General features: G+C 67.5%; 14 protein-coding genes. 5 read left to right on the forward strand and 9 right to left on the reverse strand.

The window, feature by feature from the left end:
* Positions 1-10 precede the first annotated feature (10 nt).
* The 3 genes from ACSFA7_RS06920 to ACSFA7_RS06930 all read right to left on the reverse strand — a co-directional run bounded on the left by ACSFA7_RS06920 (position 11) and on the right by ACSFA7_RS06930 (position 4,487).
* The gene (locus tag ACSFA7_RS06920; protein WP_435498681.1) at positions 11-2,089 is read right to left on the reverse strand and encodes an alpha-1,4-glucan--maltose-1-phosphate maltosyltransferase; all 2,079 of its coding nucleotides are present in this window, start codon (positions 2,087-2,089) and stop codon (positions 11-13) included.
* Positions 2,089-3,987 (reverse strand): 1,4-alpha-glucan branching protein GlgB, encoded by a 1,899-nt coding sequence (glgB, locus tag ACSFA7_RS06925; protein WP_435498682.1) that lies wholly within the window; start codon positions 3,985-3,987, stop codon positions 2,089-2,091. The genes ACSFA7_RS06920 and glgB overlap by 1 nt, the downstream gene beginning before the upstream one ends.
* 188 nt (positions 3,988-4,175) lie before the next feature.
* Positions 4,176-4,487, reverse strand: a complete 312-nt coding sequence (locus tag ACSFA7_RS06930) for a hypothetical protein (RefSeq protein WP_435498683.1) — start codon at positions 4,485-4,487, stop codon at positions 4,176-4,178.
* 176 nt (positions 4,488-4,663) lie between these two features.
* Here ACSFA7_RS06930 and ACSFA7_RS06935 point away from each other — a divergent pair, with 176 nt between their 5' ends.
* The 3 genes from ACSFA7_RS06935 to ACSFA7_RS06945 all read left to right on the forward strand — a co-directional run bounded on the left by ACSFA7_RS06935 (position 4,664) and on the right by ACSFA7_RS06945 (position 7,008).
* Positions 4,664-4,909, forward strand: coding sequence for a hypothetical protein (locus ACSFA7_RS06935; protein ID WP_435498684.1), 246 nt, complete (start codon positions 4,664-4,666; stop codon positions 4,907-4,909).
* Between the two features lie 163 nt (positions 4,910-5,072).
* The gene (locus ACSFA7_RS06940; protein ID WP_435498685.1) at positions 5,073-5,705 is read left to right on the forward strand and encodes a response regulator; all 633 of its coding nucleotides are present in this window, start codon (positions 5,073-5,075) and stop codon (positions 5,703-5,705) included.
* Positions 5,706-5,727: 22 nt separating this feature from the next.
* Complete coding sequence (locus tag ACSFA7_RS06945; protein WP_435498686.1) at positions 5,728-7,008, forward strand: phospholipase D-like domain-containing protein; 1,281 nt, start codon at positions 5,728-5,730, stop codon at positions 7,006-7,008.
* A 57-nt stretch (positions 7,009-7,065) separates the two neighbouring features.
* On the opposite strand, the gene ACSFA7_RS06950 is transcribed toward ACSFA7_RS06945, so the two are convergent.
* Positions 7,066-8,046, reverse strand: coding sequence for a ferritin-like domain-containing protein (locus ACSFA7_RS06950; RefSeq protein WP_435498687.1), 981 nt, complete (start codon positions 8,044-8,046; stop codon positions 7,066-7,068).
* A 140-nt stretch (positions 8,047-8,186) separates the two neighbouring features.
* The gene (locus ACSFA7_RS06955; protein ID WP_435498688.1) at positions 8,187-10,799 is read right to left on the reverse strand and encodes an excinuclease ABC subunit UvrA; all 2,613 of its coding nucleotides are present in this window, start codon (positions 10,797-10,799) and stop codon (positions 8,187-8,189) included.
* 138 nt (positions 10,800-10,937) lie between these two features.
* Between ACSFA7_RS06955 and ACSFA7_RS06960 the strand changes: the two genes are divergently transcribed.
* Entirely contained in the window at positions 10,938-12,125 is a 1,188-nt protein-coding gene (locus ACSFA7_RS06960; protein WP_435498689.1) for an amylo-alpha-1,6-glucosidase, read from the forward strand.
* A 1-nt stretch (position 12,126) separates the two neighbouring features.
* Here the strand turns inward: ACSFA7_RS06960 and ACSFA7_RS06965 are convergent, their stop codons facing one another.
* From ACSFA7_RS06965 to ACSFA7_RS06975, 3 genes are read right to left on the reverse strand one after another with little or no spacing between them, the layout of a single operon-like run.
* Positions 12,127-13,593 (reverse strand): N-acyl-D-amino-acid deacylase family protein, encoded by a 1,467-nt coding sequence (locus ACSFA7_RS06965; RefSeq protein ID WP_435498690.1) that lies wholly within the window; start codon positions 13,591-13,593, stop codon positions 12,127-12,129.
* 36 nt (positions 13,594-13,629) lie between these two features.
* Positions 13,630-14,748: a DSD1 family PLP-dependent enzyme gene (locus ACSFA7_RS06970; protein WP_435498691.1), complete on the reverse strand. Its 1,119-nt coding sequence runs from the start codon at positions 14,746-14,748 to the stop codon at positions 13,630-13,632.
* Positions 14,749-14,770: 22 nt separating this feature from the next.
* Positions 14,771-15,742 carry a Bug family tripartite tricarboxylate transporter substrate binding protein gene (locus tag ACSFA7_RS06975; protein ID WP_435498692.1) on the reverse strand — a complete coding sequence of 324 codons (972 nt, stop codon included), beginning with the start codon at positions 15,740-15,742 and terminating at the stop codon, positions 14,771-14,773.
* A gap of 166 nt (positions 15,743-15,908) precedes the next feature.
* Between ACSFA7_RS06975 and ACSFA7_RS06980 the strand changes: the two genes are divergently transcribed.
* Positions 15,909-16,805 (forward strand): LysR substrate-binding domain-containing protein, encoded by an 897-nt coding sequence (locus tag ACSFA7_RS06980; protein ID WP_435498693.1) that lies wholly within the window; start codon positions 15,909-15,911, stop codon positions 16,803-16,805.
* Between the two features lie 460 nt (positions 16,806-17,265).
* Here the strand turns inward: ACSFA7_RS06980 and ACSFA7_RS06985 are convergent, their stop codons facing one another.
* On the reverse strand, positions 17,266-18,303 hold the full coding sequence (locus ACSFA7_RS06985) for a hypothetical protein (protein WP_435498694.1): 1,038 nt from the start codon (positions 18,301-18,303) through the stop codon (positions 17,266-17,268).
* Between the last annotated feature and the right edge of the window lie 13 nt (positions 18,304-18,316).

The following is an 18,316-nucleotide window of genomic DNA, read 5'->3' on the forward strand; positions in this document are numbered from 1 at the left end:
GATGACCTTCTCAAAGGAAGTAGTCGAAGTCGCGCTCGTCGCCATGGCGGCGACGGACCACGAAGATGTGCGCGGGCACGCTGTGGGGATCGAGCCGCACGTAGTGCCAGTCGCCTTGCCACACGAAGCGCTGGTCGCTCAGGAGGTCGTGCATCTGGAACGCACGCCCGTCCTTCACGCCCACGCTCGCGGGCTCCAGCCCGACCCAGCCCGATTGCGGCGTGTGGGGGTCGAGGTTGACCACGGTGACGATCACGTTCTCGCCGTCGGGCGATTCCTTGGCATAGGCCAGCAGCTGGTCGTTGTCCACGTGGAGGAAGCGCAGGCCCTGGTTCCACTGCAGCGCGGGGTTCTCGCGGCGGATGCGGTTCACCCGCGCGATGAAGGGCGCGAGACTCGCGGGGTCGTCGTGGTTCCAGTGGCGCAGCTGGTACTTCTCGGAGTCGAGGTATTCCTCGCTCGACGGCCCACGCGGCAGGTGCTCGCGCAGCTCGTAGGCCGGGCCGTAGATGCCGTAGTTGGCCGCGAGCGTGGCGGCCAGCACCAGCCGCGACATGTAGATCGCGGGCTCGCCGGTCTGCAGCTGCTCGTGCAGGATGTCGGGCGTGTTGGGCCAGGCGTTGGGGCGGAAGTAGTCCGCGCCCGGTCCGCTCGAAAGCTCGGTGAAGTATTCCTCCAGCTCTTCCTTCGTGTTGCGCCAGGTGAAGTAGGTGTACGACTGCGAGAAGCCCAGCTTCGCGAGCCGGTGCATCACCTTCGGCCGGGTGAACGCCTCGGCCAGGAAGATGGTGTCGGGGTGCTCGCGCTTGATCTCGCCGATGACCCACTCCCAGAACGGGAAAGCCTTGGTGTGCGGGTTGTCGACCCGGAAGATGCGCACGCCCTCCCCGATCCAGTGGTCGAACACGCTCTTGAGTTCTTCCCAGAGACCGCGCCAGTCCTCGCACTCGAAGTTGAAGGGGTAGATGTCCTGGTACTTCTTGGGCGGGTTCTCGGCGTATTGCACGGTGCCGTCGGGACGCCAGCGGAACCAGTCCGGATGCTCCTTCACATAGGGATGGTCGGGCGCGCACTGGAAGGCGATGTCCAGCGCGATCTCCAGCCCGTGTTCCGAGGCCCGTGCGAGCAGATGGCGGAAATCTTCCGCCGTGCCGAGCGCCGGAAGAATCGACTTGTGCCCGCCCTCCGCCGCGCCGATGGCCCACGGGCTGCCCACGTCGTCGGGGCCGGCCGCGAGCGCGTTGTTCGGGCCCTTGCGCTGCATGCGGCCCACCGGATGGATCGGCGGAAAGTACAGCACGTCGAAACCCATGGCCGCGATGGCCGGCAGGCGCGCCTCCACGTCTTTGAAAGTGCCGTGCACGCCGGGCTCAGTGCCGGCCGAGCGTGGGAAGAGTTCGTACCAGGTGCTGAAGCGCGCGCGCTCGCGGTCGGCCACCAGCGGCAGCTCGACCGGATGGCGCACCGCATGCCGGCGGTCGGGATGACGGCGCGCCAGCTCGGCGTATTCGTCGTCCAGCGCCAGCGCCTTCAGCGAGGTGATGTCGGCGCCGGGGTTGGCGCCGCTCGCATCGAGCTCGGTGGCCCAGCGCTGCAGCGCGGCGCGATCGCGGCCTTCGGCGCGTGCGGCCGCGGCGGCGATCTCCAGCGCACCGACCTGCGCGGCGATGCGCACGTCCTCGGGATCGACGCGCCGTGCCAGTTCATGCCGCCACGACTCGAACGGATCGACCCAGGCCACGACGGTGTAGACGTAGCGGCCCAGCGCGGGCGGGGAGAACGCGGCCTCCCACACATCGTTGGGCAGTGCCTTCATCGGCACTTCGCGGAACTCTTTCTGGTCCTGCGCGCGCCAGCACAGCTGCACGCGCAGCACGTCGTGGCCGTCGGTGAAGCAATGGGCGCGCACCGTCACCCGCTCGCCGGCCACGCACTTGACGGCGAAGCGGCCGTTGTCCACGCACGGCAGCACCGCGTCGATGACCGCGCGAGTGGCGCCGTCGGCCTGCGGGATGTCGGCGCCCGTGGCGGTGCCGGTTGCCGCAGCTGAGGTGTCAGATGCGGTCTTCGTCGAGAAAATGTTCTTCATCAGGGCCGGTGCTCCAGGATCAGCGTGGACAAGGGGGGCAAGGTGATGCACACCGATTGCCTGTGTCCGTGGGAACGCACGGGCGCCGCCTCGACGCCCCCGAAATTGCCCCAGCCCGAGCCGCCGAACTCCGCGGCGTCGGTATTGATCACCTCCTGCCAATGGCCACCGAGCGGCACGCCCAGCAGGTAGTTGGTGCGTGGCACCGGGGTCATGTTGCTCACGACCAGCAGCGGCGGACTGCCGTCGCTCGCCTTGCGCAGGAACGCGAACACGCTCATGGCCTCGTCGTCGGCCGTGACCCACTCGAAGCCCGCGGACGAGAAGTCCAGCTGGTGGAGCGCCGGCGCACCGCGGTACACGCGGTTCAGTTGCGCCACCAGGCGCTGCAGGCCTCCGTGCCCCTCTTGCTCGCACACCCACCATTCAAGTTCGCCGTCGTGCGTCCACTCGCGGCGCTGGCCGAACTCGCCGCCCATGAAGAGCAGCTTCTTGCCCGGGTGCGCCCACATGAAGCCGTACAACGCCCGCAGGTTGGCGAACTGCTGCCAGGGGTCGCCGGGCATCTTGTTGATGAGCGAGCCCTTGCCGTGCACCACCTCGTCGTGCGAGAGCGGCAGCACGAAGTTCTCGTGGAAGGCATACACCAGCGAGAAGGTCAGCTTGTGGTGGTGGTACTTGCGGTTGACCGGGTCCTCTTTCATGTAGGCCAGCGTGTCGTGCATCCAGCCCATGTTCCATTTCTCGCCGAAGCCCAGGCCGTCCATGTCGGTGGGCCGCGAGACGCGCGGCCAGGCGGTCGATTCCTCGGCCACGGTGACGGTGTCGGGGTGCTCGCGGTAGACGGCGCGGTTCAGCGTCTGAAGGAAGTCGATCGCTTCCAGGTTCTCGCGGCCGCCGTGGCGGTTGGGAATCCATTCGCCGTGCTTGCGCGCGTAGTCGAGATACAGCATCGAGGCGACCGCATCCACCCGCAGACCATCGAGGTGGTACAGGTTGAGCCAGAAAAGCCCCGACGACACGAGGAAGCTGCGCACCTCCGCGCGGCCGTAGTTGAAGATGCTCGAGCTCCACTCGGGGTGAAATCCCTGGCGCGGATCGGCATGCTCGTAGAGGTGCGTGCCGTCGAAGTAACCCAGGCCGTGCTCGTCGGTCGGAAAGTGCGAAGGCACCCAGTCCAGCAGCACGCCGATGCCCTCTTGGTGCAGGTGGTCGACCAGGTACATGAAGTCCTGCGGCGATCCGAAGCGCGAGGTGGGCGCGAAGTAGCCCGTCGTCTGGTAACCCCACGAGCCGTAGAACGGATGTTCGGTGACCGGCATGAGCTCCACGTGCGTGAAGCCCATCTTCGTCACGTAGTCGGCCAGCTGGTGCGCCATTTCGCGGTAGCCGAGGAACTGGCCGTCCTTGCGGCGCCAGGAGCCCAGGTGCACCTCGTAGACCGACTGCGGCGCATCGAGCGCGTTGCGCGGTCCGCGGTTCGCCATCCAGTCCGCATCGCCCCATTCGTACGAGAGCTCGCAGATGCGCGAAGCGGTGGCGGGCGGCGGCTCGGCGGCGAAGGCGACCGGGTCGGCCTTGTCCACCGTGTAGCCGCCATGGCGCGAACGGATGCGGTACTTGTAGGCCTGGCCGATGGCGGCATGCGGCACATGCCCGCGCCAGATGCCCGTGCCGTCGGGGCTGGCCTGCAGCGGGTCGGCGTCGCCGGCCCAGTAGTTCCAGTCCCCCACCACCGAAACCGATTCGGCGTTGGGCGCCCACACAGCGAAGTGCGCGCCGCCGCCTTCTCCGGCGTTGGCGGGGTGGCACCCCAGCACGTCGTACAGGCGGGAATGCGTTCCTTCACGGAACAGGTAAGCGTCTCGATCGTCCAGCGATGAATGGTTCAGCGGCACCGGCGTTCCTTGGATTGTTTGGGCCCGCGGAACGGTTGTTCAAGGAACGACGCTGGCCTCCGCATGGCTGCCACCAATCTGCAAGACCGCCGGGCCTAGCGGCTACGGTCTGTGGCTCCTCGCCTTGTCGGAGAGCTGCCCGTATCGTGCTGCGCATGGGCGCGGACGGAACAGCCTCCCGAAAAATCTCAGGCGGCGACCGCGCCGTTCTGGTGCGTTGCCGCCGGTGCGCTCTTGTGCGCGGCCAGGTCGTCGAGCGTGAGCGTGATGACGGACTGCCGTGCATTTGTCCGGTAGTGCGCGATGACGGCAGGCTCGATCGCATGGAAGTTGTTCCTGCAGACATCGAGCAGGCGGTGTCCGACCTCGCGAGTTCCGAATCCGTCGTGCAGCGTGTCTTCCGAAATCTGCGCCACGATCCGTGCGCCCTGCGGCCCGTCGGGATAGACGGCAAAGCGCACCGACGCAATATCGAAACAGTAGATTCCTTCGAAGTTCATGGCCGTGTCTCCTGTGCTGTGCTGGGCGGTACGCCGCGGCAATGATTGGAGGTGCGCACCACCATGGTGTGCGATGGAATTCGGCGCATGTCCGTGCAGGAATCGTCCTACTTCGGCCGCTGTTCAGCCCTCTCCCTCGATGCGGTGCCGTCCCACGCCGGGGCACGCCGGCGGGCATGAGCATCCGCGTCATGCCTTCCACTCCCACACAAATCAACGCCCGCATTGCCTCCCACGTCGAATTCCGCGCGGGCGATGGTCCGCTGCTGGAAATTCCCGAAGGCAATTGCCAGGTCATCATCGACGGCGACAGCGCGGTCCTGACCTGGACAGAGGATGGCCAGCCGCTCACGGCCGCCATTCCGAGGATCGAATTCGATCGCTTCGTCGAATCGGGCGCCATCGTCCTGGGCGCCAGCTGACCATCGGCGGGAGAGATGCCCGTGGGCATGGAGGACACGTGTGGGTTCTCGTGCAGGACAAGAGCGCGTCCCGCATCGGCGGTCTTGAAACGCTCCTTGTATGTGGCATTGTTTTGACCTTGCCGCCAAGTGCGGTCACCGTTCAACACACTGGAGCAGCCTCATGATCAAGATCGGCATCGTCGACGACCACGCGGTCGTTCGCTCAGGCCTCAAGGCTTTCTTCTCCACCTTCGTGGATTTCCGGGTCGTCGGCGAAGCCGCCACCGGCCGCGAAGCGATCGACATGGTCCGCACCACGGAAATGGACGTGCTGGTGATGGACCTTTCCATGCCGGGACAGAGCGGCATCGATGCGCTCGCCATGGTCCGCGCCAAGGCGCCGCAACTGGGCGTGCTCATCCTGAGCGGCTACCCGGAGGAGCACTACGCGGTCAACCTGATCCGCCAGGGTGCATCGGGCTACCTCAACAAGGAATGCGAGCCGGAAGAAATCGCCAACGCCATCCGTACCGTCGCGCTCGGCCGCCGCTACATCTCGGCCTCGGTGGCCGAGCTGCTTGCGGGCCAGCTGGAGCGCAAGGACAGCGAGCCGCCGCACAAGCATTTGTCGGAGCGCGAGTTCCAGGTGTTCCTGAAGCTGGCCAAGGGCGAATCGGTGGGCAGCATCGGCGAGGCGCTGTCGCTTTCGGTGAAGACCATCAGCACCTACCGCACGCGGCTCATGGAGAAGATGAACCTCTCCACGAACAGCGACCTCACCTACTACGCGATCAAGACGCAGTTGATCGATTGAGCATGCCGCACGTTCTTCCAGCGTGAGGCACCGCAAGACTTTCAAGGCGATCCTCTGGACTTTCGTCCTGACGGTCGCCGCGACGCTGCTGGTGGTCAACCTCGGTGGCAGCGAAAAGAAGATCGACGAGCAGATCCGCCGCGAGTACGCGCTGCACGATGCGCAATACCAGCGCGCCCTGGGCGTGCTGCTCGGCCCGCCCATCACGGGCGGCAACCGCTTCGAGGCGCTGTACAACGGCGACCGCATCTTCCCGCCGATGCTCGAGGCCATTCGCGGCGCAAAGCAGAGCATCACCTTCGAGACCTACATCTACTGGTCGGGCGACATCGGCCGCGCCTTTGCCGATGCGCTGTCCGAGCGCGCACGGGCCGGGGTGCCGGTGCATGTGCTGCTCGACTGGGTGGGCAGCGCCAAGGTGGACGACGATTTCATCAAGGAGATGGAATCGGCCGGCGTGCAGATCCGTCGCTTCCACAAGCCGACCTGGTACGACATCGCCCGCATGAACAACCGCACCCACCGCAAGCTCCTGGTGGTGGACGGGCGCGTCGGGTTCACCGGCGGCGTGGGCATCGCGCCCGAATGGACCGGCAACGGGCAGGACCCGCAGCACTGGCGCGACTCGCACTACAAGGTCGAGGGCCCCGTGGTCGCGCAGATGCAGGCGGTGTTCATGGACAACTGGGTCAAGGTGTCGGGCGACGTACTGCACGGCGAACGCTACTTTCCGCCGCTGCCCGCCGCAGGCGACGGCCGCGCCCAGGTGTTCAGCAGCTCGCCTTCGGGCGGCAGCGAGAGCATGCACCTGATGTACCTGCTGTCGATTGCCGCGGCCTCGAAGACCATCGACCTCTCGAGTGCCTACTTCGTGCCCGACGACCTGACCGTCGGCGCGCTGGTCGCGGCCATGCAGCGCGGCGTGCGCCTGCGGATCATCACGCCGGGACCGATCATCGATTCGCAGACCGTGCGGCGTGCCTCGCGCGCCGGCTGGGGCCCGCTGCTGGAAGCCGGTGCCGAGATCAGCGAGTACCAGCCGACGATGTTCCATTGCAAGGTCTTCATGGTGGACGGGCTGCTGGTGTCGGTGGGCTCAACCAACTTCGACAACCGCTCGTTCCGCCTGAACGACGAGGCCAACCTCAACATCTACGACGCAGCCTTCGCTGCCGGGGAGACCGTGCAGTTCGAGGCGGACCTGAAGCAGTCCAAGCGGGTCACGCTCGAAGCCTGGAAGAACCGCCCTCTTCGGGAGAAGGCGATGGAGCACCTGGCGTCGGTGCTGTCGGCTCAGCTCTAGAACGAAAAAAAACCGCAGCCCTAAGGCCGCGGTTTCGCGAGGCACGTTGCTTGCAGGTCAGCTGCGTGCCTTGGCTTCGCGTGCGGCATTGCGCAGGTCGCGGATCTGATCGTGGTTGCGCTGCGCGCCTTGCGCCTGCGTCTGCAGGATCTGGCGCACGGCCGCAGGCAACTGCTGCTTCAGGGCCTTGCGATAGCGCGCCACGGCCGCGTCTTCACCGCGTTCGCACTCTTCGAGGATGGACAACTCGCTGTTCGCACCCAGGGCACCCTTCACATGGACCCAGCCGCGATGCATCGCGCCGGTGGCGGTGCCGCCTTCCGCAGGCTTGCCGCCGTAGGTGAGGACGAGTTCCACCAACTGGCTCGCGGCCGCCTGGCATTGCGCCGCGCGCGACGCGAAAACTTCCTTCAGGCGGCTGGTCTCCACCTCTTCGGCGCAGGTGCGGAAACCGTACTCGCCGTCGCGGGTGTTCTCGAGCAGGTCGTTCAGCACATCGACCACGTCGTCGTTCGACAGCGGTTCGCCCTCGGGGAATGCCGTGTCTTCCTCGCGGAAATAGAGGCGATCGGCGCGCTCCCATGCGGCGTGCGAGGCCGGGCGGGCACGCTCCCAGTCGAGCGACGAGGTGCCGCGGCGCGCCTCCCACTCGCGTGCGAGCGAAGGCTCGACGGCGGCGAATTCATCGACCGCCGCAGCGCGGCTTGACCAGCCCAGTTCGTAGGCGGGGCCGTAGTCGTCGTAGCTGCGGCCGGTCTCGTAGTAAGGCTCGCGGTCATAGGCGTTTTCCCAATGCGCGCGCTCGGCAGTCGGGTTCACGCGCTCGGCCACGGCCTTGCCGCCGAGCCCGCCGACCACGGCACCGGCCACGAGGCCGGCTGCCGCGCCCACGGGGCCGCCGACGGCGCCGATGGCCGCACCTGCCACCGCGCCACCCGTGGCGCCCACGCCGGTACCTACGGGATGGGCGCCGGGTGCGCCCGAGATGGGATCGCGGTTGAGATCGTCAGGATGAAGGGGGTTCTGTTCTCTTGCCATTGGGGGCTCCTTGAAGAAGGTTGAAGGTGAAATGAACAGACTTCATCCTGGGGGCCCGGGAACGCACCGCCGTGGGGCTTCGGCGCGGGTGCTTGTAGGTGCAGTCGGGCCTCGCGCCGACGACTTCCGACAGAAGCCAGTCAACCGCCGGGCGATGTCCAGCGCGCCAGGTACGGCGCGGTCCTGCTCCCCGCGGCCTTGGCCACGTCATGCGGCGTCCCGCTCGCCACGATGCGCCCGCCCTCCTCGCCCGCGCCCGGCCCCATGTCGATCACCCAGTCGCAGGCCGAGACCAGCCGCATCTCGTGCTCGACCACGATGACGGTGTTGCCGGCATCGACCAGCCCGCCCAGCTGCGTCATCAGCTTGTCCACATCGGACGGATGCAGGCCGGTGGTCGGCTCGTCCAGCACATACAGCGCATCGCCGCGCTGCGAGCGCTGCAGTTCCGTCGCCAGCTTGATGCGCTGCGCCTCCCCGCCCGACAGCTCGGTGGCCGGCTGTCCCAGCCGCAGGTAACCGAGGCCAATGGCCGCAAGCAGCCGCAGCGGCCGTTCGATGGCGCCGTCGTCCGCGAAAAAGGCATGCGCCTCTTCCACCGTCATGGCCAGCACGTCGGCGATGGTGCGGTCGCGCAGCGTGACCTTCAGCGTCTGTTCGTTGAAGCGCGATCCATGGCAGGTGGGGCACGGCGCATACACGCTGGGCATGAACAGCAGCTCGACGCTCACGAAGCCCTCGCCCTCGCAGGTCGGGCACCGGCCCTTCGCCACGTTGAACGAGAACCGGCCGGCATCGAATCGGCGCGCGCGGGCGGCCTTGGTGTCGGCGAAGCGCTTGCGCACATGGTCGAAAAGGCCCGTGTAGGTGGCCAGGTTGGAGCGCGGTGTGCGGCCGATGGGCTTCTGGTCCACGCGCACCAGCCGGCGGATGCGCTCCATGCCGCCGGCGATGTGCCCGCCGGTGCGGCCCGCGAGGCTGGGCTCGGCATCCGGCTCGTCGTCCGGCGGCGGCGCCTCGTGGCCCAGGTGGGCGGCCACCAGTTCGACCAGCGCCTGGCTCACCAGGCTGGACTTGCCCGAACCCGAGACGCCGGTCACCGCGGTCATCGCGCCGAGCGGAAACGCGACCGACAGGCCCTGCAGGTTGTTCCGCGTGACGTCTTCCAGCTTCAGCCAGGCGGCCGGCACCCGCACTGGCCTCGAAGATGCCGTGTGCGGCGCGAACAGATAGCGCGCGGTGTGCGACGCCTTCACATGGCGCAGTCCCTCGGGCGGGCCGCTATAGAGAACAAGGCCGCCCTTCTCGCCCGCATCGGGCCCCACGTCCACCAGCCAGTCGGCGCGCCGCATCAGGTCCAGGTCATGCTCGACCACGAACAGCGAATTGCCCGAGCGCTTGAGCGTGTCGAGCGCCACGACCAGTGCCTCGCCGTCCGCCGGATGCAGCCCCGCCGAGGGCTCGTCGAGCACATAGACCACGCCGAAGAGGTTCGAGCGGATCTGGGTCGCGAGCCGCAGGCGCTGCAATTCGCCCGGCGACAGCGTGGGCGTGCTGCGATCCAGCGAGAGATAGCCCAGGCCCAGGTCGTTCAGCACCGTGACGCGCTCCAGCAGGTCGTGGGCAATGCGCTGCGCGGCGATGCGCTTCTCGGCCGACTGGTTGGGCGTGCGGCGCACGTCGGGCGCCGCGGCATGAGCGCCGCCTTTCTCGCGCAAGGCGCTCCGCGAGCTGCCGCTTGCTGACGATGCCGGCGCATCGCCCGCTGCCACCGGCCGCAGCACCTGCGCGAACTGCGTGAGCGGCATGCGCGAGATCTCGCCGATGTCGTGCCCCGCAAAGCGCACCGACAGGGCCTCGGGCTTGAGCCGCTTGCCCTTGCAGGCCGGGCAGTCGCCGCCCACCATGAAGCGCGCGACGCGGTTCTTCATCAGCGCGCTCTGCGTCGTCGCGAAGGTGTGCAGCACGTACTTGCGCGCGCCCATGAAGGTGCCCTGGTAGCTCGGCTCCATCTTGCTGCGCAGGGCTGCACGCGTCTCGGCTGGCGTGAAGCCGGCGTACACGGGCACCGTGGGCTGTTCTTCGGTGAAGAGGATCCAGTCGCGCGTTTTCTTCGGCAGGTCGCGCCAGGGCTTGTCGACGTCGATGCCCATCGTGACGAGGATGTCGCGCAGGTTCTGGCCGTGCCAGGCGGGCGGCCAGGAGGCGATGGCGCGCTCACGGATGCTGAGCGTGTCGTCCGGCACCATCGAACGCTCCGTCACTTCGAAGATGCGGCCGAGGCCATGGCATGTCGGGCATGCGCCTTGAGGCGTGTTGGGCGAGAAGTCTTCCGCATAGAGCATCGGCTGGCGCGGCGGATAGTCGCCGGCGCGCGAATAGAGCATGCGTAGCAGGCTCGACAGCGTGGTGACGCTGCCCACCGACGAGCGCGTGCTCGGCGTGCCGCGCTGCTGCTGCAGGGCGACGGCGGGCGGCAGGCCGTCGATGGCGTCGACCGCGGGCACGCCCACCTGGTCGATGAGCCGGCGCGCATACGGCGCGACCGATTCGAAATAGCGCCGCTGCGCCTCGGCATACAGCGTGCCGAAGGCCAGCGACGACTTGCCCGAGCCGGAGATGCCGCTGAACACCACCAGCGCGTCGCGCGGGATGTCGACATCGACGTTGCGAAGGTTGTGTTCGCGTGCGCCGCGCACGCGCACGAAGTGGTCGGTGTCGCGAGCGGCGGTGCGGGTGGATTTGCTCGCCATGGTTGTTCTTTCTGTCTTCTGCGCGTCTTCTGGCTCGAGGACGCTGGGAGCTTGGAGGGTAAGGCCAGTTCGCCCTGTGAGAACCGGACGACCCCGGACGTCGGACTCGCGCGCGCGGCATCTCATACGATCCATCCCATGACGACGATGCCCGACACCGATTCGCTCGCGCTGACCGACGCCTGCTCGCAGGCCTCGCTCGCGCTCCTGGAAAGCAACCTGACACCGCACGGCATCCTGGCCGCCAGCCGCACCGAGGCGGCCGTGGCGCGGCGCTACACGCGCATCTTCGGGCGCGATGCCGCGATCTGCGTGATGGCCATGTGCGGCAGCGGCGTGCCCGCGTTGGAGCAAGGCGCGGTCGCAAGCCTCGATGCGCTCGCGGCGCAGCAGGCGGCCAACGGGCAGATTCCCAAGTACGTCGACCCCGAGGGCCAGGATGCGGACTTCTGGTACCTGGGCTGCATCGACGCCACGCTGTGGTGGCTGATCGCGGTGGACCATGTGCGGCGCCACGGCCAGGTCGGACCCTCCCACTGGGAAGACGGCGTGGCCCGCGCGATCGGCTGGCTGCTCGCACAGGAGCACCAGCACTTCCGGCTGCTGCAGCAGAACGAGGCGAGCGACTGGGCCGACATCATGCCGCGCTCGGGCTATGTGCTGTACAGCAACGCGCTCTGGTACGACGTCAAGCGCCGCTTCGCGCTGGACCACACCGAGGAGACGCGGCACCACTTCAACCACATGTTCAATCCGTTCCAGCGCGACCTGCCCGAGTACCACCGGGCGCGTCTGCTGCGGCACTACGCGCGGCGCGGGCGGCGCGATCCGGCGCTGTACCTGAGCTTCGTCAACTTCGCGTTCGTCGGCAACGAGGGCGACGTGTTCGGCAACGCGCTGGCGATACAGGCCGGCCTGAGCGAGCCCGAGATGGCCGGCCGCATCGTCGACACCATCGCGAACGCGCGCGCGGCTGATCCGTACCCGGTGCGGGTCGTGCTGCATCCGCTGTCGCGCCAGCACGAGCTGTGGCGGCCCTACATGGGGCGCCACCAGCAGAACGACGTGCATCAGTACCACAACGGCGGCATCTGGCCCTTCGTCGGCGGCTTCTGGGTGATGGCGCTTGCGAAGCTCGGGCAGGACGCCCTCGCCTGGGCCGAACTTGCCCGGCTTGCGAAGGTGAATGCGCTCGACGACTGGCGTTTCACCGAGTGGTTCCACGGCAAGACGCTGGTGCCGATGGGCATGGCCGGGCAGAGCTGGAACGCGGCGACCTTTTTGCTCGCCCGCCGCGCGCTGGAGGGCCGCGCGGACGCGTGGTGACTCAGCCCGTCGCTTTTTCAGTCTCGCGCGCCAGCACCCGCCCTGGCCGCGCACCCGTCGGACCGCCGCCTTGCCACACGACCGCGCCATTGACGATCACCGCCTCGATGCCGCGTGCAGGCGCCATCGGCGATTCGTAGGTGGCCGCTTCGTCCACCGTGTCGGCATCGAACAGGGCCAAGTCGGCATACGCGCCTTCCTTCAACACACCGCGGTCCTTCAGGCCGAAGTTCTTCGCGGTGAGGCCCGTCATCTTGTAGATGGCCGTCTCCAGCGGGAACAGCCCGAGCAGCCGGCCATAGTGGCCCAGCACGCGCGGAAAGCTGCCCCACAGCCGTGGATGCGGCGACGCATCGTGCGGCAGGCCGTCGGAGCCGATCATGGTCTGGTCGAACTTCAGGATGCGCTGCACGTCGGCCTCGTCCAGTCGGAAGTAGATGCCGCCCGCGGGGCTGAGCTGGCGGATCGCCTCGTCCTGGCTCACGCCCAGCTTCTTCACGATCACGTCCAGGTCCTGGCCCGCGTATTCGGGCATCGGTTTCGACCAGCTCACGATCACGCGCGACGAGCTTGCGGCGCGGTCGGATGAGAGGATCGTCGAGCCGGCCGTGTAGGGATAGCAGTCCAGGCAGATGGGCTGCGTGGCCATGTTCTTCTCGATGAACGAGAGCGCCTCCTGCGAACGGCCGTGGTTCTCGGGCCCGACCACCTTCATGTGCGAGATCACCACCTGAACGCCGACTTCGCGGCCGACGCGGAAAGTCTCTTCGAGCGAGTCGATCACCCGGTCGGCCTCGTTGCGCATGTGGGTGCAGTAGACGCCGTTGAAGTCCTTCAGCGGGCGGCAGGTCTCGATGACTTCCTCGGTCGGCGCGGCGACCGCGGGCTCGTAGTAGAGGCCGGTGGAAACGCCGATGGCACCGGCTTCGAGCGCTTCCTGCACCAGCGCGCGCATGCGGACGATCTGTTCCTCGGTGGCCGGCAGCCCCAGGTCGTCCAGCGTCGCGACGCGCAGCGTGGTGTGCCCCACGAGCAGCGCGCAATTGGTGGCCGCGGGCTTGGCGCGCAGCTCGGCAATGTACGACGCGAAGGTCGGAAAGGAGAACCAGCCGCCCTCCTCGTCCAGCAGGTTCAGCGGCGGCGTGACCGGCTGCGTGATGCCGCCCGGCATCGGCGCGAGCGAGATGCCGCAGTTGCCCGCGATCACCGTGGTGATGCCCTGGCTGACCTTGGGCGCCATGTCGGGGTTCGACAGCATGAGGCGGTCGTCGTGCGTGTGTGCGTCGATGAAGCCGGGCGCGGCGATGCGCCCTGCCCGGTCGATTTCCACCTTGCCGTGCAAGGCGGACAGATCGCCGATGCGGGCGATGCGGTCGCCGTTGATGCCGATGTCGCCCGTATAGCGAGGCGCACCGGTGCCATCGACGATGCTGGCGTTGCGGATGAGAAGGTCGAATTTTTCCTGCATCGAATGAGTACCTTGAATGCCTTGGGTTGAAGGGAGTTAAAGCAGCGCGCCACGCGCGGCGATGGGCCACAGGGCCTCCACCCGCCCGCCGCGCACGCAGACCAGTTCGTCGTAGAGGTTGACGGTCGGGTCGCAATGGCCGGGCACCAGCATCAGCTGGTCGCCCAGGGACAGCGCGGCGGCATCGGGCGTGGCCAGCACGCCGTGCTCGTCGGCGGCCTTCACGTAGCGCAGCTCGGGGCGCTGCCAGACGGTGGGCATGCCCGAATCGACGCTGGAAGCCTTGAGGCCCGCATCCACCACGGCGCGCTCGGCCGTCGCGCGGCTCAGGACGGTGGTGCGCACGAAGAGCGCGTGCTCGAACGCGACGTCGCCCTCGCCGCGCCGGTTGTCACCGTAGTCGCGGTCCATGAAGACATAGGAGCCGGCCTGGATCTCGTTGAAGACGCCCGAGTCACGCTCATGCTGGAAGCTGCCGGTGCCCGCGCCCGTCACGCGCTCGACGGCGATGCCGCAGGCCTCGATGGCGTCGCGGGTCGTGCGCGCGGCGTCCACCGCGCCGGCGATGGCCGCGGCGCGATCCTCGGGGGCGCGCAGGTGCTGGGCTGGCCCGTGGTAGCAGTGCAGGCCCATGAAGCGCAACTGCGGCGCGCCGTCCGCAACCTGCTGCGCGAGCCGCACCGCCTCTTCACCGGGTGCCACGCCGCAGCGGTTGGCGCCGACGTTGACTTCGACGTACACATCCAGCGTGACACCCTCCGCCTGCGCGACAGCGCTCAACGCTTCGACTTGCTGCGGATGATCGACCAGCACGCCCATGCGCGCCTTGCGGGCCAGCGCGGCGAGGTGGCGCAGCTTGGTCTCGCCGATCACCTGGTTGGTGACCAGCACATCTTCGATGCCGGCTTCCACGAACACCGCTGCCTCGCTGACCTTCTGGCAGCAGATGCCGGCTGCGCCCAAGGCGATCTGGCGCCAGGCGATTTCCGGCGTCTTGTGGCACTTGGCATGCGCGCGCAGCCGCACGCCGCTGCCGCGCAGCGCCCCGGCCATGCGAGTGAGGTTTCGCTCGAACGCGTCGAGATCGAGCACGAGCGCGGGGGTGTCGATGGCGCCGACGGGGTCGCCGGGCCTTGCGGCTTTCCAGGGGGTCATGGTGTGCTGGCCTTCAGTCGACTCAATCGATCTTGGCGCCGGAGTCCTTGATGATCTTGGCCCACTTGACCGTCTCGCGCCGCGAGAGTTCGAGGAACTGATCGGCCGTGCCGAAATCGGTCTCCGCGCCCAGCAGGCGGAAGCGCTCGCGCACCGCCGGGGTGGCCAGCGCGGTGCGGATCTCGGCATTGAGCTTCGCCACCACGTCCTTCGGCATGCGCGCCGGCCCGATGATCCCGCCCCAGGCCTCCACCTCGAAGCCCGGCACACCGGCCTCGGCGATGGTGGGAACGTCTGGATAAGTGGACGAGCGCTGGCGCGACGAGATGCCCAGCGCCCTCACCTTGCCCGACTGCGCGAGCGGACCGGACACGGGCGTGTTGACCATCATGAGCTGCACGCCGCCGCCGATGAGGTCGGTGACCGCCGCCGTCGCCGCCTTGTAGGGCACGTGCAGCATGTTCGTGCCGGTCATCGACTTGAAGAGCTCCACGCCCAGGTGCGCGGTGGTGCCGTTGCCATCGGATGCGAAAGCCAGCTTGCCCGGGTTCTTCTTCGCGTAGGCGATCAGCTCGGTCACGCTCTTCACCGGCAGGTCGTTGTTGACGATCATCAGGTTCGACAGGCGCAGCGTGTTGGCCACCAGCGTCAGGTCTTTCTCGACGTCGTACGGCACGTTGGGCAAGAGCGACCGGTTGGTGGCCAGCGAGACGATGTTGCCGTAGGCCAGCGTGTAGCCGTCGGGCGCGGCATGCACCAGGTCCATGGTGCCGATCGTGTAGGAGCCGCCGGGCTTGTTGTCGATCACGATGGGCACGCCCATCTGCTGCGACAGCTGCGCGCCCAGCGCACGCATCAGCGAATCGGGTGCGCCGCCCGGCGCCGAGGGCACGATCAGGCGGATCGCCTTGTCGGGATAGGCCGCGAGGGCCGGCAGCGAGACCACCGCCATCGCGGCGACGAAGAGAGCACACAGCAAGGCACGTGGACGCATGGCAGAGAACTCCGGCTGATGAAGGATCGGTGGCCCGATGATCAGTTCGTGTGCCGCATTGGACAAGCCACGTTTTCTGGGATTAGCATGAGCTTTCCTCATGCACGGTGGCGGTGCTTCCAGGGTTACCCCCAGAGAGCGCATACACCAGACTTGTTCTTTTCTCATGAACCAGCACGTTCGCGCTCCTTCGACGATGTCCTTGATGTGCCTGGAGGCCAGCGCGCGGCTGCGCTCCTTCACCGCCGCCGCGCAGGAGCTGCGCCTCACCCAGGGCGCGGTGAGCCGGCAGGTGAAGACGCTGGAAGACCGGCTCGGCGTGAAGCTCTTCACGCGACGGCGCGAGGCCCTGGCGCTGACGGACGCGGGCCGCTATTACCTCGGCGAAGTCGCACCGCTCCTGCAGCGACTGGAACGCGCTACCGCCAACGTGATGGCGCTCAAGGGACGCGGCGGCGAGTTGACGCTGTCGTGCGGCGCCTCGGTCGGCAGCTACTGGCTGATTCCGCGCCTGCCGGGGTTCACGCGCGACCACGGCGAGATCACGCTGAACCTCGGAACGCGCGTGGGGCCCGTGGATTTCAGTGCGACGCCGGTCGATGCGTCGCTCGAATTCGGTGATGGCAAGCGACCGGGCCTGCACAGCGAGTTCGTGCTGCCGCTGGACCTGTCGCCCTACGCGGCGCCCGCGTGGATCGCCGCGCACGGCAAGACGGTCGATGCGAACACGCCGCGCTCGGCGCTGATCCATCACCAGACGCTGCCCGGCGCGTGGGACGAGTGGTTCGCGCGCGAAGGCATCGTGGGCGAAGCGGGCCGCGAGGGGCCGCGCTACGACATCATGTCGATGGCGCTCAACGCTTCGTTGGCAGGCATGGGCGTGGCGCTGCTGCCGCCCTACATGAGCGACGAGTCGGTGGCCTCGGGGCGGCTGCGTCGGCTGTCGCGCCGCAAGTGGCGCTATGCCAAGGGCTATTACCTCGTGTACCCGGAAGAGTCGGCGCAGATGCAGTCGCTGCAGGTGTTCAGGCAATGGCTGCTGGCGCAGGCGAACGACGCATGACCGCGCGATGCGGCCAAGTGCCGGGTGCGGCCTTTCGGACGAGAGCGTGACAACGGTCTTGCTGCTCGTGGCCACCTGTGATGGATTTCCCGGTTTTCCTGCGCGATGCGTCGACGGCGAGTCGAGCCTGACAACGGATGCGCTGACCCGTCCGTTCAGAACAGGCCAAGCGCTTTTGCAGCCTTGCTTCCTGAAACCAAAAGTAATACATTGTTTCAAATCTATGAACTACGCACACATCAGAGCCAGGTACAACGTGCCCGCCAAGCGAGGTGCGCGGGTCGAGTTCAGGGGGCAGTTGGGAACGGTGACCTCGTCCAGTTCGGCGGCCGTCAGGGTCCGGATGGACGGAATGTCGCGCTCCCAGCCGTTCGGGCCGGACGAGCTTCGCTGGCTGGAAATGGATGCAGTGCTGCCACTCCAGCAGGGCGGCGCCAGGCCACTGCCGGCCTGAATTCGCTCAGAGCATGCGGACCATGTCCGCGATTCTGGCCAGCACACCGGCACCGGGCCAGCACCACGCCGCAGTCGATATCGCCGCAATCGCAACATAGACCGCCTGTTCCGCGGTCCCCAACGCCGACACGAAGCGGATGCGCACCAAGGGCTCCTGCGCAGAGCCTTCCGGCAGCGCCGAGCGGGTACCCAGATCGGCGGCGGAAAACCGGGGCAAGCTCCCGAGACGGGACCCGATCAGCGTCAGCAGCAGCATCGGCCACCAGAGCAGCGCGATCAGCAGCAACGCGGCCGAAGACAGCGCCTTTCCCTGCGCGGATCTTTCACCCCACGGCCGATAGTTCGTCATCTGTGTCCACAGGTTGTCGCTGAACTCCCGCAGCAGAGGCCTTCTGGCGCCTTCCAGGCATTCCACCTCCGGCAATGCGCGCCAGTCACCCGCCATGTACCGGCACAGAAACTCGTAATGCGCGAGGCAATCGGCGGGACTGTTGTTTGCGTTGCTGACGACGATCGTCTTCCCGGCGCCGCCTTCCGCCGGACCGGCCAGGCAAAGGTGACAGAACTGTGCACCGTCCGACATGGCGACTTCCACCTGCGGAACCAGCTGCGACCAATCGGCCTCGATCCGCTCCCCGCCCCTGAGCTGAACGACCTTGCCCGTCACCCGGTTGAAGAGCGTGGGAAATGCATAGGGCGCGGTCACCGCCTGCACCAGCGCGGCAACGGCAATCAGCGCGAACACGAAGACCGATACCGACATGATGAGCACGAAGGCCGTGTCGGCGCTGCCCTGCAGAAATGCCTCGGCGAGCTGCCAGCAGAACCACGCCGCAATCCCCAGCGACATCAGCCCCAGAAAAAGAACGATGCTCTTGAGCGCCGAAGACATGTTGCCGTGCGGCAGCGTCTGCAGCCGTGCCGCATCCATCGACAGGACGAGCCTGTCGCCGGAGGGGGCCGGCAGCGTCTGGACGGCACTCCCGGCCTTTGACTCCGGTTGCGATCCTCGGCTTTCTCCTGCATCCGGAGACTGCGGCATTGGTGGCCCTTTC

Source organism: Variovorax trehalosi (assembly GCF_051216415.1).
Classification (GTDB): Bacteria; Pseudomonadota; Gammaproteobacteria; order Burkholderiales; family Burkholderiaceae_C; genus Variovorax.